The 20323-nt window shown below is 75.4% G+C and carries 19 protein-coding genes; 14 read left to right on the top strand and 5 right to left on the bottom strand.

Translation table 11 applies throughout. The annotated features are described in order from the left end of the window. Positions 1 to 18 precede the first annotated feature (18 nt). A complete protein-coding gene (locus tag M2302_RS09335; RefSeq protein WP_280837556.1) occupies positions 19 to 2076 on the bottom strand; it encodes a DNA topoisomerase IV subunit B in 2058 nt (685 codons plus the stop codon). Positions 2077 to 2429: 353 nt separating this feature from the next. Between M2302_RS09335 and M2302_RS09340 the strand changes: the two genes are divergently transcribed. Further along, positions 2430 to 3686: a hypothetical protein gene (locus M2302_RS09340; protein ID WP_280837557.1), complete on the top strand. Its 1257-nt coding sequence runs from the start codon at positions 2430 to 2432 to the stop codon at positions 3684 to 3686. A 60-nt stretch (positions 3687 to 3746) separates the two neighbouring features. On the opposite strand, the gene M2302_RS09345 is transcribed toward M2302_RS09340, so the two are convergent. Both M2302_RS09345 and M2302_RS09350 read right to left on the bottom strand, forming a co-directional pair. Continuing rightward, positions 3747 to 4388 carry a class I SAM-dependent methyltransferase gene (locus M2302_RS09345; RefSeq protein ID WP_280837507.1) on the bottom strand — a complete coding sequence of 214 codons (642 nt, stop codon included), beginning with the start codon at positions 4386 to 4388 and terminating at the stop codon, positions 3747 to 3749. A gap of 154 nt (positions 4389 to 4542) precedes the next feature. Further along, positions 4543 to 4980 (bottom strand): Rrf2 family transcriptional regulator, encoded by a 438-nt coding sequence (locus M2302_RS09350; protein ID WP_280837508.1) that lies wholly within the window; start codon positions 4978 to 4980, stop codon positions 4543 to 4545. Between the two features lie 146 nt (positions 4981 to 5126). On the opposite strand from M2302_RS09350, the gene M2302_RS09355 reads away from it, so the two are divergent. From M2302_RS09355 to M2302_RS09415, 13 genes are all read left to right on the top strand, one after another. Further along, entirely contained in the window at positions 5127 to 6347 is a 1221-nt protein-coding gene (locus M2302_RS09355) for a globin domain-containing protein (RefSeq protein ID WP_280837509.1), read from the top strand. 114 nt (positions 6348 to 6461) lie between these two features. Continuing rightward, positions 6462 to 8114, top strand: coding sequence for a carbamoyltransferase C-terminal domain-containing protein (locus M2302_RS09360; protein ID WP_280837510.1), 1653 nt, complete (start codon positions 6462 to 6464; stop codon positions 8112 to 8114). Then, positions 8111 to 9133, top strand: coding sequence for a glycosyltransferase (locus M2302_RS09365; protein ID WP_280837511.1), 1023 nt, complete (start codon positions 8111 to 8113; stop codon positions 9131 to 9133). The genes M2302_RS09360 and M2302_RS09365 overlap by 4 nt, the downstream gene beginning before the upstream one ends. Before the next feature lie 35 nt (positions 9134 to 9168). Further along, positions 9169 to 10749: an HAD-IIIA family hydrolase gene (locus M2302_RS09370; protein ID WP_280837512.1), complete on the top strand. Its 1581-nt coding sequence runs from the start codon at positions 9169 to 9171 to the stop codon at positions 10747 to 10749. Positions 10750 to 10758: 9 nt separating this feature from the next. Then, positions 10759 to 11733, top strand: a complete 975-nt coding sequence (locus M2302_RS09375) for a glycosyltransferase (RefSeq protein ID WP_280837513.1) — start codon at positions 10759 to 10761, stop codon at positions 11731 to 11733. Then, positions 11718 to 12935: a glycosyltransferase gene (locus M2302_RS09380; RefSeq protein ID WP_280837514.1), complete on the top strand. Its 1218-nt coding sequence runs from the start codon at positions 11718 to 11720 to the stop codon at positions 12933 to 12935. The genes M2302_RS09375 and M2302_RS09380 overlap by 16 nt, the downstream gene beginning before the upstream one ends. Next, positions 12935 to 13753: an SIS domain-containing protein gene (locus M2302_RS09385; protein WP_348529411.1), complete on the top strand. Its 819-nt coding sequence runs from the start codon at positions 12935 to 12937 to the stop codon at positions 13751 to 13753. Before M2302_RS09380 ends, M2302_RS09385 begins: the two co-directional genes overlap by 1 nt. Then, positions 13750 to 15165, top strand: a complete 1416-nt coding sequence (gene rfaE2 / locus M2302_RS09390) for a D-glycero-beta-D-manno-heptose 1-phosphate adenylyltransferase (protein WP_280837515.1) — start codon at positions 13750 to 13752, stop codon at positions 15163 to 15165. Before M2302_RS09385 ends, rfaE2 begins: the two co-directional genes overlap by 4 nt. 8 nt (positions 15166 to 15173) lie before the next feature. Further along, the gene (locus M2302_RS09395) at positions 15174 to 15857 is read left to right on the top strand and encodes an SDR family oxidoreductase (RefSeq protein ID WP_280837558.1); all 684 of its coding nucleotides are present in this window, start codon (positions 15174 to 15176) and stop codon (positions 15855 to 15857) included. After that, complete coding sequence (locus M2302_RS09400) at positions 15854 to 16795, top strand: glycosyltransferase family 9 protein (RefSeq protein ID WP_280837516.1); 942 nt, start codon at positions 15854 to 15856, stop codon at positions 16793 to 16795. Before M2302_RS09395 ends, M2302_RS09400 begins: the two co-directional genes overlap by 4 nt. Before the next feature lie 20 nt (positions 16796 to 16815). Further along, positions 16816 to 17679, top strand: a complete 864-nt coding sequence (locus M2302_RS09405) for an alpha/beta fold hydrolase (RefSeq protein WP_280837517.1) — start codon at positions 16816 to 16818, stop codon at positions 17677 to 17679. A gap of 174 nt (positions 17680 to 17853) precedes the next feature. Next, a complete protein-coding gene (locus M2302_RS09410; RefSeq protein WP_280837518.1) occupies positions 17854 to 18486 on the top strand; it encodes a hypothetical protein in 633 nt (210 codons plus the stop codon). 106 nt (positions 18487 to 18592) lie between these two features. Then, entirely contained in the window at positions 18593 to 18982 is a 390-nt protein-coding gene (locus M2302_RS09415; RefSeq protein WP_280837519.1) for a hypothetical protein, read from the top strand. Positions 18983 to 19140: 158 nt separating this feature from the next. Here M2302_RS09415 and M2302_RS09420 read toward each other — a convergent pair whose 3' ends face one another. Both M2302_RS09420 and M2302_RS09425 read right to left on the bottom strand, forming a co-directional pair. Then, the gene (locus M2302_RS09420; RefSeq protein WP_170285332.1) at positions 19141 to 19314 is read right to left on the bottom strand and encodes a hypothetical protein; all 174 of its coding nucleotides are present in this window, start codon (positions 19312 to 19314) and stop codon (positions 19141 to 19143) included. 58 nt (positions 19315 to 19372) lie between these two features. Continuing rightward, on the bottom strand, positions 19373 to 20269 hold the full coding sequence (locus tag M2302_RS09425) for a DUF72 domain-containing protein (RefSeq protein WP_280837520.1): 897 nt from the start codon (positions 20267 to 20269) through the stop codon (positions 19373 to 19375). Positions 20270 to 20323: the final 54 nt, after the last annotated feature.

Below are 20323 nucleotides of genomic sequence, written 5' to 3' on the forward strand. Positions count from 1 at the left end.
CTCGAACGGACCCGGTGCTCATGCGTCGATCGCTTCCCGGTCGACCCGGTCGGAGGAGTCGATCAGCCAGTTGCGGCGCGGCTCGACCTTCTCCCCCATCAGCAGTTCGAGGATCCGCTCGGCGGCGTCGACGTCGTCGAGGGTGATCCGGCGGACCGCCCGGGTGGCGGGGTTCATCGTGGTCTCCCACAGCTCGTCGGCGTCCATCTCGCCGAGGCCCTTGAAGCGCGGGATCGGGGTGACGATCTGCTTGCCGGCCTTCTCCAGCTTGCGGACCGTCGCCTCCATCTCGGCCTGGGTGTAGGTGTAGATGGTCTGCGGGTTGCGCCCCTTGGTGGTGATCTTGTGCAGGGGCGGCATCGCGGCGAAGAGCCGACCGGCCTCGATCAGCGGCCGCATGTAGCGGGCGAAGAGCGTGATGAGCAGGGTACGGATGTGTGCGCCGTCCACGTCGGCGTCCGCCATGATCAGGACCCGGCCGTACCGCAGGGCCGACAGGTCGAAGGTACGCCCCGAGCCGGCGCCGAGCACCTGCACGATCGCGGCGCACTCGGCGTTGTCCAGCACCTGCTGGAGGTTCGCCTTCTGCACGTTGAGGATCTTGCCGCGGATCGGCAGCAGCGCCTGGTACTCGGCGGATCGGGCAAGTCGCCCTGTCCCGAGGGCGCTGTCGCCCTCCACGATGAACAGCTCACTGCGGTCGATGCCCGCCGCGCGGCAGTCGACCAGCTTGGCCGGCATCGACGCGCCCTCCAGGGCGGTCTTGCGCCGGGCCGCGTCCTTCTGCTGCTTCTGGGTGAGCCGGACCCGCGCCGCGTCGACGATCTTCTGGAGCACCGTGCGCGCCTCGGCCTTGGTGCGCCGGTCCTCCAGCCAGGCCTTCAGGTGCTGCTCGATCAGGGACTGCATCACCTTGGTGATGCCGGCGGTGGAGAGCTCGTCCTTGGTCTGCGAGGTGAACTGCGGCTCCGGGATGCGCACGTGCACCACGGCCGTCATCCCCTCCAGGACGTCGTCCAGGGTGGGCGGCTCCTCCTTGGCCTTGAGCAGGCCCCGCGTGTTGCGTACGGCGTCGGCGAGGGTACGCGCCAGCGCCCGCTCGAAGCCCTTGCGGTGGGTGCCGCCGTGGGCGTTGCGGATGGTGTTGGTGAAGCACTCCACGGTGCGCTCGTAGCCGGTGCCCCAGCGGAGGGCCACCTCGACCTCGGCGCGGCGCTGCACGTTGGACTGCATCACGCCGTTGGCGTCGGCGGCGTTCTCCCGGTAGGTGCCCTCGCCGGTGACCAGCAGGGTGCCGGAGACCGGCCGGTCGCCGGCCGGGGCCAGGAACTCGACCATGTCGGTGAGGCCGTTGGGGAAGTGGAAGCGCTCCTCGGCGGGCTGCTCACCGGTCTCGTCGCGCAGCCGGTAGTCGACCCCGGGCACCAGGAAGGCGGTGTTGCGCAGCTTCATCCGGACGGCGTCGACGTCGAGCGTCGCGCCGGTTTCGAAGTAGCGGGCGTCGTGCCAGTAGCGGATCGAGGTGCCGGTGCGCTGGCCGCGCTTCATCGCCCCGACGATCTGGAGGCCGGGACCGGCGGTGAACGGGGCGTCCGGGCCGTCGCCGTCGAAGATCCCCGGCACGCCGTGCCGGAACGACATGGCGTGCACCTTGCCGCCGCGCCGGACGGTGACGTCGAAGCGGCGGGAGAGCGCGTTGACCGCCGAGGCGCCGACGCCGTGCAGGCCGCCGGAGGTCTTGTAGCCGGAGCCGCCGAACTTGCCGCCGGCGTGCAGCCGGGTGAGCACCAGCTCGACCCCGGAGATGCCGGACTTGGCGTGCACGTCGGTGGGGATGCCGCGGCCGTCGTCGTCGACCTGCACCGAACCGTCGGCGTGCAGCGTCACCTCGACCTTCCTGGCGTGACCCGCGACACCCTCGTCGGTGGAGTTGTCGAGGATCTCGTTGACGAGGTGACCCACGCCACGGCTGTCGGTGGAGCCGATGTACATGCCGGGACGCTTGCGGACGGCGTCCAGGCCCTCGAGGTGGGTGAGGTCGTCGGCCCCGTAGAGGGTCTCAGGCTGTGCGGTCAACTGGTCGTACTCCCAGGTCTCGGCGGTGTGGTGCCGCTCACCGTCTTGATCCACCCTGACTCGATCTCCACGCGCGGCGCGCCGCAGCGAGCCTAGCCGCACGCCCCGACACAACCGCGCAGCCCCGCTGGAGCCATCGCAACCGGGGCGCCGGGCGTCGGTCACCCGGCAGCAACGCCCGTCCCCGCCGGGGTGTTCCCCGGGGCCGAGCCGGCCGGTGGCCACGCGTGCCACACGCGGGTGTCGAACGTTGAACGAACGCGTTACCACCCATTGACGCCCATCACGCCGAAGTGATCTGATCGCGGCCACCGGAGGATCTTTCACATTTCGATGGACAGATGGGGGACGCGATGGTCAGGTTCCGTCGTACCGCTCTCGCCGCAGTGCTCACCGTCGCCACGGCCGCGCTCTCGGCCGCCGTCGGCCTGCCCGCTCCCGCCGCCGCGGCGCTGCCCACCGCCGCCGTGGCGCTGGGCGACAGCTTCATCAGCGGCGAGGGCGCCGGGGCGTACTCCCCGGTGGTCGACGTCACCGGCGTGGCGCAGCCCTTCCCGGGCTGGTCGGCGCCGAACAGCAACGCCTACTTCTGCCACCGCTCACCCAACGCCTCGCTGCACCGGGCGGACCTGCCGGGCGTCCAGGCCCGGTTCAACCTCGCCTGCTCCGGCGGCCAGCCGTACGACATCGCCGCCGCGTCCGCCACCCGGGCCAGGGGCCGGCAGGTCGCCGCGCAGCTCGACCAGCTCCGCGCGGTCGGGCGGACCCACGACATCGACCTGGTGCTGGTCGGCCTCGGCTCGAACAACAGCTCGTTCACCTTCGGCAGCGTCGCCGAGAAGTGCGCCAACCGGTTCATCGCCGACGCGTGGACCGGCTGGTGGGAGTTCTGGGCGTACCTGGGCGGGCCGGTCGAGCAGGAGCCCTGCGACGACGCCGAACTGGCCACCGCCGCCCAGTTCGCCGCCGCGACCGCCGAGACCACCACGGCCGTCCGCCAGATCCTCACCACCCTCGACCAGATCGACGCCGACGGCCAGCACCGGATCGTGTTCCAGGACTACACCAACCCGCTGCCGCCGGAGCTGGCCCAGGTCTACTGGAGCGAGGACGACCGGGACGACACCCGGGACAAGTTCCGCGCGCTCGGCGCCGAGCGGTACGCCGCCGGCTGCCCGATCCACCGGGGCAGCCTCGCGCCCGGCCACCGCTTCTCCCAGGGGCTCGGCACGCTGGTCAACTCGGTACGCACCACCCTGGCCGCCGAGTTCCCCGCCGCCGACCTGGTCTACCTCAACGTGCAGCGCGCCTTCGACGGCGCCCGGCTCTGCGAGCAGGCGGGCAGCCCCACCGGCACGCTGGCCACCCCGATCCGCCTCCAGGACGGCCCGTCCGGCGTCTTCGTCACCAGCCTCTCCGGCTACGACAAGCTGGACATCCAGCGGATCGCCAACGCCTGCGGGACGTACTTCCAGACCTGCCAGGAGTCCTGGCACCCGAACGCCGCCGGGCACCAGGTGCTCGGCCGGTGCCTGACCGGCGCCGCCGTGGCCGCCTCCCGGGCGGTCTCCTGCGTGCGCGCGCCCGACGGCACGGTCAACGTCGGTTGAGTGCCCCGTCGGGGGCGGCCCGCCCGGGCCGTCCCCGACCCGCGCCCGCCCGACGACGCCTCAGGGCCGGATCGCGGCGCCGAGCACGTGCGGTGACGCCGGTGCCGGCAACCGCCCGGGCGGGAAGCGGAACCGGTCCAGCCGGACCACGCTGAAGCCCGCCGCGACGATCGCCGACACCGTGTCCCGTCCGGTGTGGCAGCCGCCGCAGAGCAGCGGCCAGCAGGTTGCGTCGACCACCCGCTGCGCCCGGCGCAGCCCGGGGGTGCCCGCGGCGACGTGCTCGTAGAAGCGCAGCGACCCGCCGGGACGCAGCACCCGGTACGCCTCCCGCAGCGCGACGGACTGGTCGGGTACCGAGCAGAGCACCAGCGACATCACCACGGCGTCGACGCTGGCGTCGGCGACCGGCAGCGCCTCGGCCAGCCCGTCGGTGACCGTCACCGGCACCGGCGCGTGCGCGGCGGCGCCGCGGGCGGCGGCGCGCAGCCAGGGCTCGGGCTCCACCGCGAGCACGGCGTCCACCTCGGGCGGGTAGTGCGCGAACATCCGGCCGTTGCCGGCGCCCACCTCGACCACCCGCCCGGACAGGCCGGCGACCAGTCGACGCCGGTGCTCGGCGGCGCCGGCCCGGTCCAGGGCCACGCTCGCCCGGGCGAACAACCGGGCGAACAACGGGTGGGACACCCGGGAGTTGGACATCGGCGCTCCGCATCTACGTGGGCCGCTCGTCCCGCAGGCTACCGCCCGTCCGCCACCGCACCGCCGCCCCACACCCGCCACCGGGGCAGCCCAGGCGAACCCGGCAGCCACGGGCCGTCAGCGGGGAGGCGCGGGGCGGTGACCAGCGGAACTGCTAAGGGGTACCCGGGCGGGCGGTGAGCGCGAGCAGGACGGGAGCGGCGGGGCTGCCGGCGAGGTCGCCGAGGCGGACGTCGTCGAGGACGGCGAGGAAGGCGGCCTGGGCGCGGCGCAGTTGGACGCGGAGCCGGCAGTCGGACCGCAGTGCGCAGCCGGACTCCTCGCAGGCGACGACCTCACCCTCGCCCTCGAAGGCCCGCACGACCTGACCGACGGTCAGCTCCTCCGCACCTTCGGCGAAGGCCACGCCGCCGGAGCGGCCCCGGATGGTGACCAGCACACCGAGCCGTTGCAGCCGCTGCACCACCTTGGCGACGTGGCTGCGGGGCAGGTCCAGCCGCTCGGCCAGTTCGTCGACCGTGGTCCGGGTCGACGCCGGCGCGGTCAGCATGGCGATCCGCAGCGCCATGTCGGTGGACCGGTTGAGCTTCACGTACCGACCCTAGCCAGCGCGTCCCGGCCCCGACAGGGGCCGCGAGACCGTGACGGCGGCAACACCGGACCCGGGACCTTCGGCCCTGAAGAGGCATATCAGATTCCTGTTTAAGTGCTCGCGTAGGCAACGCAGAAGGAGGAGCCGTGCTCTCGGAATCGTCCAAGGCCGTGGTGATCGCGACCCTGCCCGTCGTACGGGCACACGGGGAGGAGATCACCGGCCGGTTCTACCCGCGGATGTTCGCCGCCCACCCGGAGCTGCTCAACCTGTTCAACCGGGGCAACCAGGCGACGGGCCAGCAGAAGGCCGCGCTGGCCGCCTCCGTCGTCGCGTACGCCGAGCACCTCACCGGCGCCGGTGGGCCGGCGTGGGACGCGATCCTGGACCGGATCGCGCACAAGCACGCCTCGCTGGGTATCACCCCCGACCAGTACACGGTCGTCGGCCGGCACCTGATGGCCGCCATCGGCGAGGTGCTGGGTGCGGCCGTCACGCCGGAGGTCGCCGCGGCCTGGGACGAGGTGTACTGGCTGATGGCCTGCGAACTCATCGCCCGGGAGGCCCGCCTCTACACGACGGCCGGCGTGGCCGGGGGCGGCGCGGTCTGGCGCGACTGGCGGGTCACCGGGGTGGTGCCGGAGGCCACCGACGTCATCTCGCTGACCCTCGTGCCGGCCGACGGCGGCCCGGTCCCCGGCTTCGTCCCCGGGCAGTACGTCTCGGTCGCCGTCGACCTCGACGGCGGGCTCGGCCAGCAGATCCGGCAGTACAGCCTCTCCGGCCGTCCCGGCGCCGACCACTGGCGGATCACGGTCAAGCGGGTACGCGGCGCCGGCGGCGCGCCGGACGGCCTGGTCTCCACCGTCCTGCACGAGCGGACCGCGCCCGGCGACACGCTCCGGCTCAGCCCGCCCTTCGGCGAGGTCAGCGCGGTGGCCGGCGACGGGCCGCTGCTGCTGGTCAGCGCCGGCATCGGGCTCACCCCGGCGATGTCCGCGCTGGAGCACCTGGCCGCCACCGCGCCCGAGCGGCCCGTGGTGCTGGTGCACGCCGACCGGGACGGGGCCGCGCACGCCCACCGCGACGAACTGCCCCGGCTGCATGCCCGGCTGCCCAACCTGCGGCTCAAGCTCTGGTACGAGGAGACCACCGACGGCGACGACCCGGCGGCGCTGACCGCCGAGGTGGCCAGCGGCCGGGTCGACCCCGAGCTGATTCCGCTCTCCCCCGACGCGCACGTGCACCTCTGTGGGCCACTGCCGTTCATGAACGAGGTGCGGGGCGGGCTGCTGCGCCGGGGCGTACCGGTGGAGCGGATCGCGTACGAGGTGTTCGGGCCGGGGATGCTGCGCGGCGGCGTCTGACTCCTCCGGTGGGACTCGCGGCGGCCACGAATCTCCAACCTGGAGATTCGTGGCCGGCGGGAGAAGTCGATGATCTACAGGTTAGGAGGAGAAGGCGAGGGTACCGACCTTGGCATGCGCGTCCTCGGTATCAATGCGATCTTCCATGATCCGGCCGCCGCCCTGGTGGTCGACGGACAGGTGGTGGCCGCCGCCGAAGAGGAACGGTTCAGCCGTCGCAAGCACGGCAAGCGACCGGTCCCGTTCTCCGCCTGGGAACTGCCCGAACTCTCCGCCGCCTGGTGCCTGTCCAGCGCCGGCGTCGACGTCGACAGCCTCGACGCGGTGGCCTACTCCTTCGATCCCGGCCTGTGCCGCGACGCCGCCGACCTCGGCCTGGCCGACCCGTGGGACTGGCTGCGCGTCGACTACGCCCGGCGGGCCCCGCAGTTCCTCGCCGCCGCCCTGCCCGGCCTCGACCCGGAGAGGGTGCGCTTCGTCCCGCACCACGTGGCGCACGCCGCCTCGGCCGGGCTGGCCGCCCCGCCGGCCGGCGACGACACCGCCGTCCTGGTGCTCGACGGCCGCGGCGAGGTGGCCAGCCACCTGGCCGGCGTCTACCGCGACGGCGCCCTGAGCCCGCTGTACTCGCAGGAGCTGCCGCACTCGCTCGGCCTGCTCTACGAGGACCTCACCCGCCACCTCGGCTTCCTGCACTCCAGCGACGAGTACAAGGTGATGGCGCTGGCCTCGTACGGCCGGCCGAAGCACCTCGGGTTGCTGCGCGAGCTGGTCCGGGTCACCGACGCCGGCGGCTTCCACGTCGACCGGATCGACTGGGCGAGCCTGGCCAAGGCCGCCGAGCCGGGCGCCGAGCTGACCGAGGACCACGCCGACCTGGCCGCCAGCGTGCAGGCCCGGCTGGAGGAGGTCGTCCTCGACCTGGCCCGCTGGCTGTACGACGCCTCGGGCGGCGCCTCGACCCTGGCGATGGCCGGCGGGGTGGCGCTGAACTGCGTCGCGAACGCCCGGCTGGCGGCCGAGGGGCCGTACCGGGACGTCTGGGTGCAGCCGGCGGCCGGCGACTCCGGCACCGCGCTGGGCGCCGCCCTGCACGTCGCCGGCACCCTCGGCGACCGGGCGACGCCGATGAGCGGGGCGGACCTCGGCCGCGGCTGGTCGGAGGAGGAGCTGGAGGCGGAGCTGCGGCGGGCGGCGCTGCCGTACTTCCGGCCGGACTCGATCGCCGCCGAGGCGGCCCGGGTGCTCGCCGACAACGGCATCGTCGCCTGGTACCAGGGGCGCAGCGAGTACGGTCCGCGCGCCCTCGGACACCGCTCGCTGCTGGCCCACCCCGGCGACCCGGCGACCACCGCCCGGATGAACGACGTCAAGGGGCGGGAGCAGTTCCGCCCGATCGCGCCGATGGTCCGCGCCGAACGCTTCGCCGACATCTTCGACGGGGTCTTCCCCAGCCGGTACATGCTCTTCGTGCACCGGGTGAAGCCGGAGTGGCGCGATCACATCCCGGCGGTCACCCACGTCGACGGCACCGCCCGGGTGCAGACCGTGCACACCGACACCGAGCCCCTCGTCGCCGAGCTGCTGGCCGAGTTCGAACGGCTCACCGGGCTGCCGGTGGTGGTGAACACGTCGCTGAACACCGCCGGCCGGCCCATGGTGGACACCCCGCGCGAGGCGATGGAGCTGTTCGGTTCCGCCCCGGTGGAGCTGCTGGCCCTCGGCCCGTTCGCGGTGCGCCGCGGCGCGCTCGGCGGTGGCCGGTGATCAGCATCGTGGTGCCGACCCTCGGCCGGTCCAGCCTCGGCACGTTGCTCGACGCCCTCGCCCCGCAGCTCGCCGAGCTGCCCGACGGGGAGATCCTGCTGGTCGACGACCGGCGTGACGCCGCGGGCGAGCTGGCGGTGCCGGGGGTGCTGTCCGCGTACGCCAAGGTGGTGACCGGTAGCGGCACGGGCCCGGCGGCGGCGCGCAACGTCGGCTGGCGGGCGGCCCGCCGGCCCTGGGTGGTCTTCCTCGACGACGACGTGGTGCCGGCACCGGACTGGGCCCGGCGGCTGCTCGCCGACCTGGCGGTCGGCGACCGGGTCGGCGGGGTGCAGGGGGTGGTGGCGGTGCCGCTGCCGGGCGACCGGCGCCCCACCGACTGGGAGCGGAGCACCGCCGGCCTGGCCGAGGGCGAGTGGATCACAGCGGACATGGCGTACCGGCGGGCCGCGCTGGAGGCGGTCGACGGTTTCGACGAACGCTTCCCCCGCGCCTACCGGGAGGACGCCGAGCTGGCCCACCGGGTCCGGCGCGCCGGCTGGGAGCTGGTCCGGGGGCGACGCGTCGTCACCCACCCGGTCCGCCCCGAGGACCGCTGGGTGAGCCTGCGGGTGCAGCGGGGCAACGCCGACGACGCGCTGCTGCGCCGGCTCTACGGCCCGGACTGGCGCGCCGAGCTGGGGTTGCCGCCCGGCCGGCGGCCCCGGCACGTCGCGACCGCCGCCGCCGGGGCGCTGGCGGTCACCGCCGCCGCGCTGCGGGCCGTGCTGCCCCGCGACGGCGCGCCGCGCCGGGTGCTCGGCGCGGTCGCCGCCGCCGGCGCGCTGGGCTGGGCGGCGGGCACCGCCGAGTTCGCCGCGGTGCGGATCGCGCCCGGGCCGCGCACCCGCGACGAGGTGTCCACCATGCTGCTGACCAGCGCGCTCATCCCGCCGGTCGCCGTCGCCCACTGGGTAGGCGGCTGGTGGCGACACCGACCCTCCGGTGCGGACGGTGACCCCGCCGGAGCGCAGAGTTGATGTTTACTTCTCCTGCCCCGGGCAACTGGTCTGCCATGAACGGGGGCGCGGCGATCACGCACGGCCTCTTCGACGCGGTGCTGCTCGATCGGGACGGCACGCTGATCGAGGACGTGCCGTACAACGGCGACCCGGAGAAGGTGCGTCCGCTGCCCGGCGCGCGCGAGGCGCTGGACCGGCTGCGTACCGCCGGCCTGCGCCTGGGCGTCGTCACCAACCAGTCCGGCCTGGCGAAGGGGCTCTTCACCACCGACCAGATGCGGGCGGTGCACGCCCGGATCGAGGAGCTGCTCGACCCCTTCGACGACTGGCAGATCTGCCCGCACGACGACGGCGACCGCTGCGGCTGCCGCAAGCCCGCGCCGGGGATGGTCCACGCGGCCGCCGCCGCGCTGGGCACCTCCCCCGGGCGCTGCGTGCTGGTCGGCGACATCGGGCGGGACATGACCGCCGCGCTCGCCGCCGGCGCGACCGGCGTCCTGGTGCCCACCCCGGTCACCCGGCCCGAGGAGGTCGCCGCCGCCCCGCACGTCGCCCACGACCTGCCCGCGGCCGTCGACGAGATCCTGCGCCGGCAGGCGGCCGTCCGGCCCACCGCGCCGCGCCGCGCCGGCACCGTCCTCGTGGTACGCAGCGACTCCGCCGGCGACGTGCTGGTCACCGGCCCGGCGATCCGGGCCGTCGCCGCCGGGGCGCGGCGGGTGGTGCTGCTCTGCGGTCCCCGGGGCCGGGCCGCCGCCGAGCTGCTCCCCGGCGTAGACGAGATCGTCGAATGGCCGCTGCCCTGGATCGACGGCGACCCCGCCCCCGTCGACCCCGACGACATCCGCGCGCTGACCGCCCGGCTCACCGCCGTCGGCGCCGACGAGGCGGTCGTCTTCACCTCCTTCCACCAGTCGGCCCTCCCCCTCGCGCTGCTGCTGCGGATGGCCGGGGTGGGCCGGATCAGCGCGATCAGCGACGACTACCCCGGCTCCCTGCTGGACGTGCGGCACAAGGTGCCGGTCGGTGTGCCGGAGCCGGAGCGGGCCCTCTCCCTCGCCGCCGCTGCCGGCTTCGGCCTGCCCGTCGGCGACGAGCCGACGCTGCGCGTCGAGGCGCCCCCCGCCGCGCCACCCGACGGCCCGTACGTGGTGGTGCACCCCGGAGCGTCCGTGCCGGCCCGGGCCTGCCCGCCGGAGCGGTGGGTGGAGATCGTGCGCAGGCTTACCGCGAGCGGCTATCGGGTAGTGGTCACCGGGGGGCCGGTCGAGACCGTGCTGACCTCCCGGGTGGCCGCCGCCGGCGGCACCGACCTCGGCGGGCGTACCGGGCTGGCGGAGCTGGCCGGAGTTCTCGCCGGGGCGAGCTGTGTGGTGGTCGGCAACACCGGCCCCGCCCATCTCGCCGCCGCCGTCGGCGTACCCGTCGTCAGCCTCTTCGCCCCCACCGTCTCCTTCGGCCAGTGGGCGCCCTACCGGGTGCCGCTGGTCCGACTCGGCGACGCCGCCGCGCCCTGCCGGGACAGCCGGGCCACCCGCTGCCCGGTACCCGGCCACCCCTGCCTCACCGCGGGGGTCGACCCGGCCGAGGTGGTCGCCGCGGTCCGCCTGCTCACCACCGGAATCCGACGCTGAAGGAGGGTCATGAACGTCCTGGTCTGGCACGTGCACGGCTCCTGGACCACGTCCTTCGTGCACGGCAAGCACCGCTACCTGGTGCCGGTCACCCCCGACCGCGGCCCGTACGGGCTGGGCCGGGCCCGGACCTACCCGTGGCCGGCCAGCGCGGTCGAGATGACCCCCGAGGAACTGGCCGACGCCGACGTGGACGTGGTCGTGCTGCAACGCCCCGAGGAGTTGGAGCTGGCCGAGCGCTGGCTGCGCCGGCGGCCGGGGCGGGACCTGCCGGCGATCTACGTCGAGCACAACACCCCCAAGGGCGACGTGCCCACCACCCGCCACCCGATGGCTGACCGGGACGACCTGCTGCTCACCCACGTCACCCACTTCAACGAGCTGTTCTGGGACAACGGCGGCACCCGCACGGCCGTCGTCGAGCACGGCATCGTGCCGCCGAGGGTGGAGTGGACCGGCGAGCTGGACCGGCTCGCCGTGGTGACGAACGAACCCATCCGGCGCTGGCGGGTCACCGGCACCGACCTGATGCCCCGCTTCGCCGAGGTCGCCCCGCTGGACGTCTTCGGCATGGGGGTGACCGGGCTGGCCGACCGGCTCGGGCTGCCCGGGCAACGCCTGGCCAGCCACGACGACCTGCCGCAGGACGTCATGCACACGGAGCTGGCCCGGCGGCGGGCGTACCTGCACCTGTGCCGGTGGACGTCGCTGGGGCTGAGCCTGATCGAGGCCATGACGATCGGCATGCCGGTCGTCGCGCTGGCCACCACCGAGGCCGTCGACGCGGTGCCACCCGACGCGGGGGTGCTCTCCACCCGGGTCGACACGCTCGTCGAGGCGGCCCGCTGGCTGACGGAGGACCGCGACGCCGCGTACCGGTTGGGTGCGCGGGCGCGGGAGGTGACGAAGGAACGCTTCGGGCTCGACCGGTTCCTCGCCGACTGGGACCGGATCCTTGAGGAGGAAACATGCGCATCGCGATGATCTCGGAGCACGCCAGCCCGCTCGCCGTCCTCGGCGAGGAGGACGCGGGCGGGCAGAACACGCACGTCGCCGAACTGGCGGCGGCCCTGGTCGGCGAGGGGCACGACGTGCGCGTCTACACCCGTCGGGACGCGGTCGACCTGCCCGACGTGGTCGACGCGGCCGCCGGCTACCAGGTGCGCCACGTGCCCGCCGGGCCGGCGCAGCGGGTGCCCAAGGACGAGCTGCTGCCGTACATGGGCGAGTTCGGGCGGTGGATGGCTGAACAGTGGGGCGAGCAGGGCTGGCGGCCGAACGTGGCGCACGCCCACTTCTGGATGAGCGGCCTGGCCACCCTGCACGCCGGCCGGCGCACCAACACCCCGGTGGTGCTGACGTACCACGCGCTGGGCTCGGTGAAGCGGCGCCACCAGGGGGCCCGGGACACCAGTCCACCGGGCCGGGTCGGCTACGAACGGGCGCTGGGCCGGGCGGCCGACCGGGTGATCGTCCAGTGCCAGGACGAGATCGGCGAGCTGGTCCGGCTCGGCGTGCCGCGGTCGAGGATGGCGCTGGTCCCGTCCGGGGTCAACGAGGAGATGTTCCGTCCGGAGGGGCCGGTCGCGCCCCGCCACCCGACCCGCCCGCGCATCCTCACCGTCGGCCGGTTGGTCGAGCGCAAGGGCTTCCAGGACGTCATCCGGGCCCTGCCGGCCGTGCCGGAGGCCGAGTGCGTGGTGGTCGGCGGCCCGGCGGCCGAACTGCTGCCCGCCGACAGCTTCGCCCGCCGGCTGGGCGCGCTCGCCGAGTCCTGCGGGGTCGCCGACCGGGTCAAGCTGGTCGGCGCGGTCCCGCGCGAGGAGATGGGTGCCTGGTACCGCTCCGCCGACGTGCTCGTTGCCGCCCCCTGGTACGAGCCGTTCGGGCTCACCCCGCTGGAGGGGATGGCCTGCGGCGTGCCGGTGATCGGCACGAACGTGGGCGGCATCGCCGACACGGTGGTCGACGGGCTGACCGGTGATCTGGTGCCGCCGCGCGACCCGCGCGCGCTGGGCACCGCGATCCGCCGGCTGCTCGCCGACCGGGCGCGCCGGTTCGCGTACGCCACGGCGGCGCTGGACCGGATCCGCAGCCGGTACTCCTGGAAGCGCTGCGCCGAGCAGCTGAGCGCGGTCTACGCCACGGTCAGCACGGTCGGTCGAGTCGCCCCGGCGGTGGCCTGATGAACGACGCGATGTCCGCCCTCGACGGGCACCTGTCCGGGCTGGCCGCCGCGCTGCTGCCGTACCGGCGTACCGCCGAGCGGCTGGCCGGCTGGGGCACCCAGCTGGCCTGGACGCTGGCCACCGGCGGCCGGCTGCTGGCGGCCGGCAACGGCGGCAGCGCCGCCGAGGCCCAGCACCTCACCGCCGAGCTGGTCGGCAAGCTGCGCGACGACCGGGAGCCCTACTCGGCGATCGCGCTGCACGCCGAGACGTCGTCGCTGACCGCGATCGGCAACGACTACGGCTACGACGAGGTCTTCGCTCGCCAGGTGCGCGCCCACGGCCGGGAGAACGACATCCTGCTGCTGATGTCGACCAGCGGCACCAGCACCAACCTGCTGCGGGCGGTGGAGGCGGCCCGGGAGGTCGGGGTGCGCTGCTGGGCGTTCACCGGTCCCGCCCCGAACCCGCTGGCCGAGGTCTGCGACGACACGCTCGCGGTGCCCTCGCCGGACAGTCAGGTCGTGCAGGAGCTGCACCTGGTCTCGCTGCACCTGCTCTGCGAGTACGTCGACGAGGCGCTGCCGCTGGTCCGCCAACTGCCGCCCACGGCGGCGCCGCGGCAGCGGACCGTCGAGTTCACCGGCCGGCTCCCCGGCGGCGCCGCCGCACCCGCTCTCGCCGCCGCCGGGAACGGCCCCGGGATCAACCGGCACGCCCGCAACGGCCACTCCAGCAACGGACACGGTGCCAACGGCCACACCACCAACGGACACGGCGGCAACGGACACGGGCCGAACGGGCACGGGTCGAGCCGCCGCGGGTGCCCGTCGTGAGCCGGCCACTGGTGGTCGTCGGCGACGCCCTGCTCGACCGGGACGTCCAGGGCGCGGTCAACCGGGTCTGCCCGGACGCGCCGGTGCCGGTGCTCGACGAGCGGGCCAGCACCGACCGGCCCGGCGGCGCCGGGCTCCCCGCGCTGCTCGCCGCCGCCCAGGGCACCGAGGTGGCGCTGGTGACGGCGCTCGCCGACGACGCCGCCGGAGCCCGCATCGCCGAACTGCTCACCACCGCCGGGATACGCCTGTACCCGCTTCGGCTGCCCGGGGCGACGCCGGAGAAGATCCGGCTCCGGGCAGGCGGGCAGACCCTGCTGCGGCTGGACCGTGGCGGTGCGCCACGGCCCCCCGGCGAGCCGCCCGAGGCGGCGCTGGAGGTGCTCGCCTCGGCCGGCGCCATCCTGGTCAGCGACTACGGCCGGGGCCTGGTCCGGCAGCCCGCGCTGCGGGCCGCGCTCGCCGACGCGAGCGCCCCGGTGGTCTGGGACCCGCACCCCCGGGGGGCGGTCGCGGTGCCGGGCGCCCGGCTGACCACCCCCAACCTCGCCGAGCTGCGGCAGCTCACCGGCGACGCCGGCGCGGGGTCGCCACTGTCCACCGCCACCCGCGCCGGGCACGAGCTGCGCCGGCGCTGGCGGGTCGGCGCGGTGGCGGTGACGATGGGCGCCGACGGCGCGGTGCTCTGCCACTCCGGCAGCACCCCGCTGGTGGTGCCGCCACCGTCCGACGTGGAACGGGCCGAGGACACCTGCGGCGCCGGGGACCGCTTCGCCGCGACCGCCGCCACCGCGCTGGCCGCCGGGGCGGTCACCTCCGAGGCGGTGCAGGAGGCGGTCGCCGCCGCGTCCGCGTACGTCGCCGCCGGCGGGGCGGCCGGGCTGGCCCGCCGGGAGCCCGAGTCGGCCGCGTCGCGCCGCCCGGCGTCCGCGGCCGAGGAGCTGGTGGCCCGGGTACGCGCCGACGGCGGCACCGTGGTGGCCACCGGCGGCTGCTTCGACATCCTGCACGCCGGGCACGTCGCCACCCTGCAGGCGGCCCGCCGGCTGGGTGACTGCCTGGTGGTCTGCCTCAACTCCGACCGCAGCGTCCGCGCCCTCAAGGGTCCGGACCGCCCGGTCAACCCGGAGGCCGACCGGGCCCGGCTGCTGGCCGCGCTGGACTGCGTCGACGCCGTCGTGGTGTTCGACGAGCCCACCCCGGCCACCGCGCTGGCCCGGCTGCGCCCCGACGTCTGGGTCAAGGGCGGCGACTACGCCGGCGACGGCGCCCCCGAACTGCCCGAGGCCGAGCTGGTACGCGGCTGGGGTGGCCGGGTGGTGACCGTGCCCTACCTGGCGGGCCGGTCCACCACCGCGACGATCAGCGCCGCGCGCTCGCGCGGCGCCCGACTGGTCAGAGGAGCACGATGAGCAGGGATCTGAACGGATCGGCGGTGCTGGTCACCGGCGGGTCGAGCGGCCTCGGCGCGGCGGTGGTGACCGCCGTGACGAAGGCCGGCGGGCGGCCGTACGTGCTGGACCGGCAGCCGCCGGCCGACGGGGTGCCGTGGGTCGAGTGCGACCTGGGAGACACCCGCGCCGCCGAGCAGGCCACCCGGCGCGCCGCCGAGCAGGCCGGCGGGCTGACCGGCCTGGTCACCGCCGCCGGGATGGACGTGCCCGGCAAGCTCGCCGACATCGACGGCGCGACCTGGGACCGGATCGTCGGCATCAACCTGCTCGGCACCGCCGCCGTCGTCCGGGCGGCCCTGCCACACCTGGAGCGCGCGCACGGCACGGTGGTGACGGTCGCCTCGACGCTCGGGATCAAGGCGGTCAGCGACGCCACCGCGTACTGCGCGGCGAAGTTCGGGGTGGTCGGCTTCACCCGGGCGCTCGCCGCCGAGCTGGCCGGCCGGGTCGGGGTGACCCTGCTGATCCCCGGTGGCATGCGGACGGCCTTCTTCGACGACCGGGACGACCAGTACAAGCCGGGTCCGGACGCGATCCTCAACGACCCGGCCGACACCGCCGCCGCGGTCATGTTCGCCCTCTCCCAGCCGCCCGGCTGCGCGGTACGCGAGCTGGTGGTCTGCGCCGAACAGGAGTCGTCGTACCCGTGATCCTGGTGTTACGGGCGCTCGGCGTCGGCGACCTCGCGACCGGGGTGCCGGCGCTGCGCGCGCTGCGGGCCGCGTATCCGGACGAGGAGCTGACGCTGGTCGCGCCGCGCTGGCTGGCCCCGCTGGTCGACCTGGTCGGCGGGGTCGACCGGCTGGTCGAGGCGGACGGGCTGGGCCACCTGGCGTGGGCCGGCCCGCCGCCGGAGCTGGCGGTCAACCTGCACGGTCGCGGCCCGCAGTCGCACCGGATGCTGGCCGGCGTCCGGCCGGGCCGGCTGCTCGCCTGCGCCAACGCCGAGGCCGGCCACCGCGACGGCCCGGACTGGCGGGCCGAGGAGCACGAGATCGACCGCTGGTGCCGGATGCTGGCCTGGTACGGCATCCCCGCCGACCGCACGGACCTCGCCCTGCGCCGCCCGGAACCGGGGCGGACGCCGACCGGGGTGAGCATCGTCCACCCGGGAGCGAAGGCGGCGCAGCGACGCTGGCCACCGGCCCGGTTCGCCGAGGTGGCCCGGGCGCTCACCGACCGGGGACACCGCGTGGTGGTCACCGGCACCGCCGGCGAGCGGAGCATCGCCGAACAGGTGCGCGCCCTGGCCGGGCTGCCGGCCGGCGCGGTGCTCGCCGGGGAGACCGGCCTCGGGGAGCTGGCCGCGCTGGTCGCCCACGCCCGCCTGGTGGTCAGCGGCGACACCGGCATCGGTCACCTGGCCACCGCCTACGCCACCCCGTCGGTGCTGCTGTTCGGCCCGGTGCCGCCCGCGCAGTGGGGTCCCCCACCGGACCGGCCCTGGCACCAGGCGCTCTGGGTGGGGCAGCGGCAACCGGTCGACGCCGCCGCCGTGCACCCGGCACTGGCCGCGCTGGACGTGCCGGCGGTGCTGGCCGCCGTGGAGCGGGTGGAGCGGGACACACCGCTTGCTACCCGCCGGTAGCTTCCGCTTAGGCTGGGGCGGTGAGCGGGGACATCGAGTACAGCCAGGAGTTCGTCGACGTCGACGGCGCGCGCATCGGGGTGCAGGTCTACCCCGAACCGGACGGGCCGGCCGGCGCGCCGGTGGTGGTGCTCTGGCCGGCGATGGGTGTCCGGGCCAGCTACTACCGCCCGTTCGCCACCGCGCTGCGCGACGCCGGCCTGGCCGTGGTCGTGGCGGACCTGCGCGGCACCGGCGCCAGCACTCCCGCACCGAGCCGCGCCTGCCGGTACGGCTACGCCGAGCTGGCCGGTGACGTCGGGGCGGTGCTCGACGCGCTCAAGCCCCGGCTGGACGGGCGTACCCGGCTGCTGCTCGGGCACTCCCTCGGCGGGCAGGCGGCCCTGCTGCACCTCGCCCTGCACGGCGCGGACGCGGTTGACGGGCTCGCCCTGCTCGCCGTCGGCGTGCCGTACTGGCGCAGCTACCCCGGCGCCCGGCGGTACGGGGTGCTGCCGTACACCCAGGGCATCGCGGCGACCGCGGCGGCACTGGGCGTCTGGCCGGGCTGGGGCTTCGGCGGGCGGCAGGCGCGCGGGGTGATCCGGGACTGGGCGTACACCGCCCGGACCGGGCGCTTCCCGGTGCTGGACGGGGTGGACGCCGAGGGGGCGGTGGGACGGATCGGCACGCCGGTGCTGGCGGTGAGCGTCGACGACGACCAGTACACCCCGCACGGCACCCTGGACCACCTCTGCGCCAAGCTGACCGCCGCGCCGGTCACCCGGGACCGCTACACGACCGCCGAGGCCGGCGCCCCGCTGGACCACTTCACCTGGGTGCGCGCCGGGCGGCCGCTGGCCGCCCGGGTGGCGGCCTTCGCGGCGGGCCTGCCCCGCCGCTGAGCGGCCGTCCCGGCCCGCCCCACCCCCGGCTTCCCGGCGTCACCCCTGGATTCCGGCGGCACCGCCGGGACGAACGGCGCGTGGGGGGACGTCCCGACCGCCGGTGAGATCGGGTGCGTAGCCGCGCGTCGGGCGGGTATGCCGCTGCGCCCGAATACGGTGGAGGGGGATCAGATGTCCGAACGGCACACCGCACTGCGCTCGATGCACGATCTGGGCCTGGCAGCCTGGTTCGGTGGCTCCCTGATGGGAGCGCTCGGCGTCAACGGGGCGGCGGCGCGGATCAGCGACTCGACTCAGCGACTCCCGATCGCCTCGGCGGGGTGGTCCCGCTGGACGCCGGTGAACGCGGCGGCGATCGGCGCCCACCTGGCCGGCGCGGTCGGCGAACTGGCCACGGAGAGCCCGCGGGTGTTCGGCCAACGGGGGGTGGGAAGGGTCAGCGCCGTGAAGACGGCGCTGACCATCGGCGCGCTCGCGGTGACCGGCTACAGCCGGTTGCTCGGCATGCGGTTGGAGAAGGCCGGCAACCCGCCGGTCCAGGGGACCACCGAGCCCAACTACCAGACCCCGTCCGACGTGGCCTCCTGCCAGCGGCAGATGAAGCTGCTCCAGTGGGCCGTTCCGGCGCTGACCGGGGCGCTGGTCGTGGTCACGTCGTACATGGGCGAGCAGCAGAAGCCCGGCCAGGTGTTCCGCGGGATGCTGGGACGCGCCGGCGGGATCATGAGCGCGCCGACGTCGATCGGGAAGCTCGCGGCGATGGGCACGGCCAACCGCCAGCGCCGGATGGCGATGGCCGGCTGAACGCCGGACCCGACCGGTGCGCCGGTGGCCGTCCGCGACGGCGGCGGCGTACCGGTCGGGGCGGGCGGGACAACGGCCGGTCGGGAAGACGAGCTGCGAGGTGGCCATGACGGCGAACAAGAGACCGAGGCGGGGCGCGGGGCGGGGGCCGGAGTCCGCCGCCCCCTGGGGCACCACGGACGGCTTCGACGCGGACCCGCCCTGGGGTACGGGCAAGCACGACCCGATGGACGAGGGCAGCGAGGAGACCGCCGTGCCGGAGGGCCGGCGGGGTGAGCGCCGCGCGGGCGCGCCGAGCGGACCGTCCGGGCCGGCGGGCCGGCACGGCTTCGGTCCGGTGGAGCCGACCCGCTACACGGACGCGGGGCCGGGCGCGCCGCCGGACCCCGCACCGTCCCGGCGCACCTTCCCCGACGACACGGCCGGCGGGGACCTGCCGGACAACGCGCTGGAGGAGGCCACCGGGATGCACCCGGAGGGGGTCACCCGGGACTGACGTGGGGGCGACGGGCCGTGCCCAGGACAGACGTCCCCGGCACGACCGCACCTCGGCCCGGCCACCGTCGGGTACGCGGACGGGACCGGCCACGGCGACCCCGTGGCCGGTCCCGCCGGCATCCGTCCCCGGACCGGCCCAGCGGTCCGTCAACCGACTCAGGAGCCGGTGCCGTCCTCCTCACCGGCCGGTGGCGGCGGCGGCTCGGCGACCGGCCGGCCCGTCTCGTCCACCAGCCCCGGCGCCATGCTGCCGCCGTGCGCCTCCTCCGCCTCGCGGACCCGGCGGGCCTCGGCGTCGTCCGGCACGCCCGGCTGTTGTTCCTGCGTCATCGCGGCACCTTTCTGTCGTTGCCGGCGCGGTACCCGTGCCCCGGGACGACAAACCGCCTCACACGCCGGCGCGCTCCGGCGCGGGGGTCACGCCGAGCAGCTCGGCCAGCCGGGCCGCGTCGCGCTGGGCCTGCCCCTCGCAGCAGTTGTTGAACAGCACGTGCAGCTCGCCGGCGCTCTCCGCCAGGTCGGTCAGCAGCTCCGCCCAGCGGCGCAGCTCCCCGTCGGGGTAGGCGTACCGGAACCGGTCCTCCTTGCTGCCGGCCTCCCAGTGGGCGCTGTGGCCGTGGAACCGGACCACCGCCGGCTCGGCCGTGGCGACCATGATCGGCGGCACCGAGGACGGGTGGCCCTGGGGCATGTCCACGCAGACCATGCCGAGGTCGTGGTCGCGCAGGAAGGTCACCGTCTCGGCGGCGGCCGCGTCCTCGAACCAGGAGGCGTGCCGCAGCTCCACCGCCACCGGCCAGGGCCGGCAGCGCCCGGCCAGCTCCACGATCCGCCGCCGGGCGGCCTCGCCCCGGGTCAGCCACGGCGGGAACTGCAACAGCACCGCGCCGAGCCGGTCGTCCGCCGCGAGCGGCTCCAGCGCCGTCCGGAACCGGCGCCACAGTTCCTCGTACGCCCGCTCGGGCAGCTCGCGGCGGCGGATCCGGGCCGGGCCACCGGTCGGCCGCAGGTCCTTCGGCAGCATCGACACCGGCGTCGGATGGCCGGTGAAGAGGCTGAACGCCTTGACGTCGAAGGTGAACCCGGGCGGGGTGGCCTCGACCCAGCCGGCGGTGGTCTCCGGAGCCGGGACCGCGTAGTACGAGGTGTCCACCTCGACCAGTCCGAAGTGGCGGGCGTAGAAGCCGAGCCGGTCGGCCGGGGTCTTCGCCGACCGTGGGTACCAGCCGGACCGCAGCAGCGTCTGGTCCGCCCAGGAGGACGTGCCGACCAAAATGTCACCCATGTAGTTCAGTGGACCGCGGGAGCGCCGGATCGGCAACCGCTGGCGTCGCGTGGC

This window comes from Micromonospora sp. A200, from assembly GCF_029893845.1.
GTDB lineage: Bacteria > Actinomycetota > Actinomycetes > Mycobacteriales > Micromonosporaceae > Micromonospora > Micromonospora purpureochromogenes.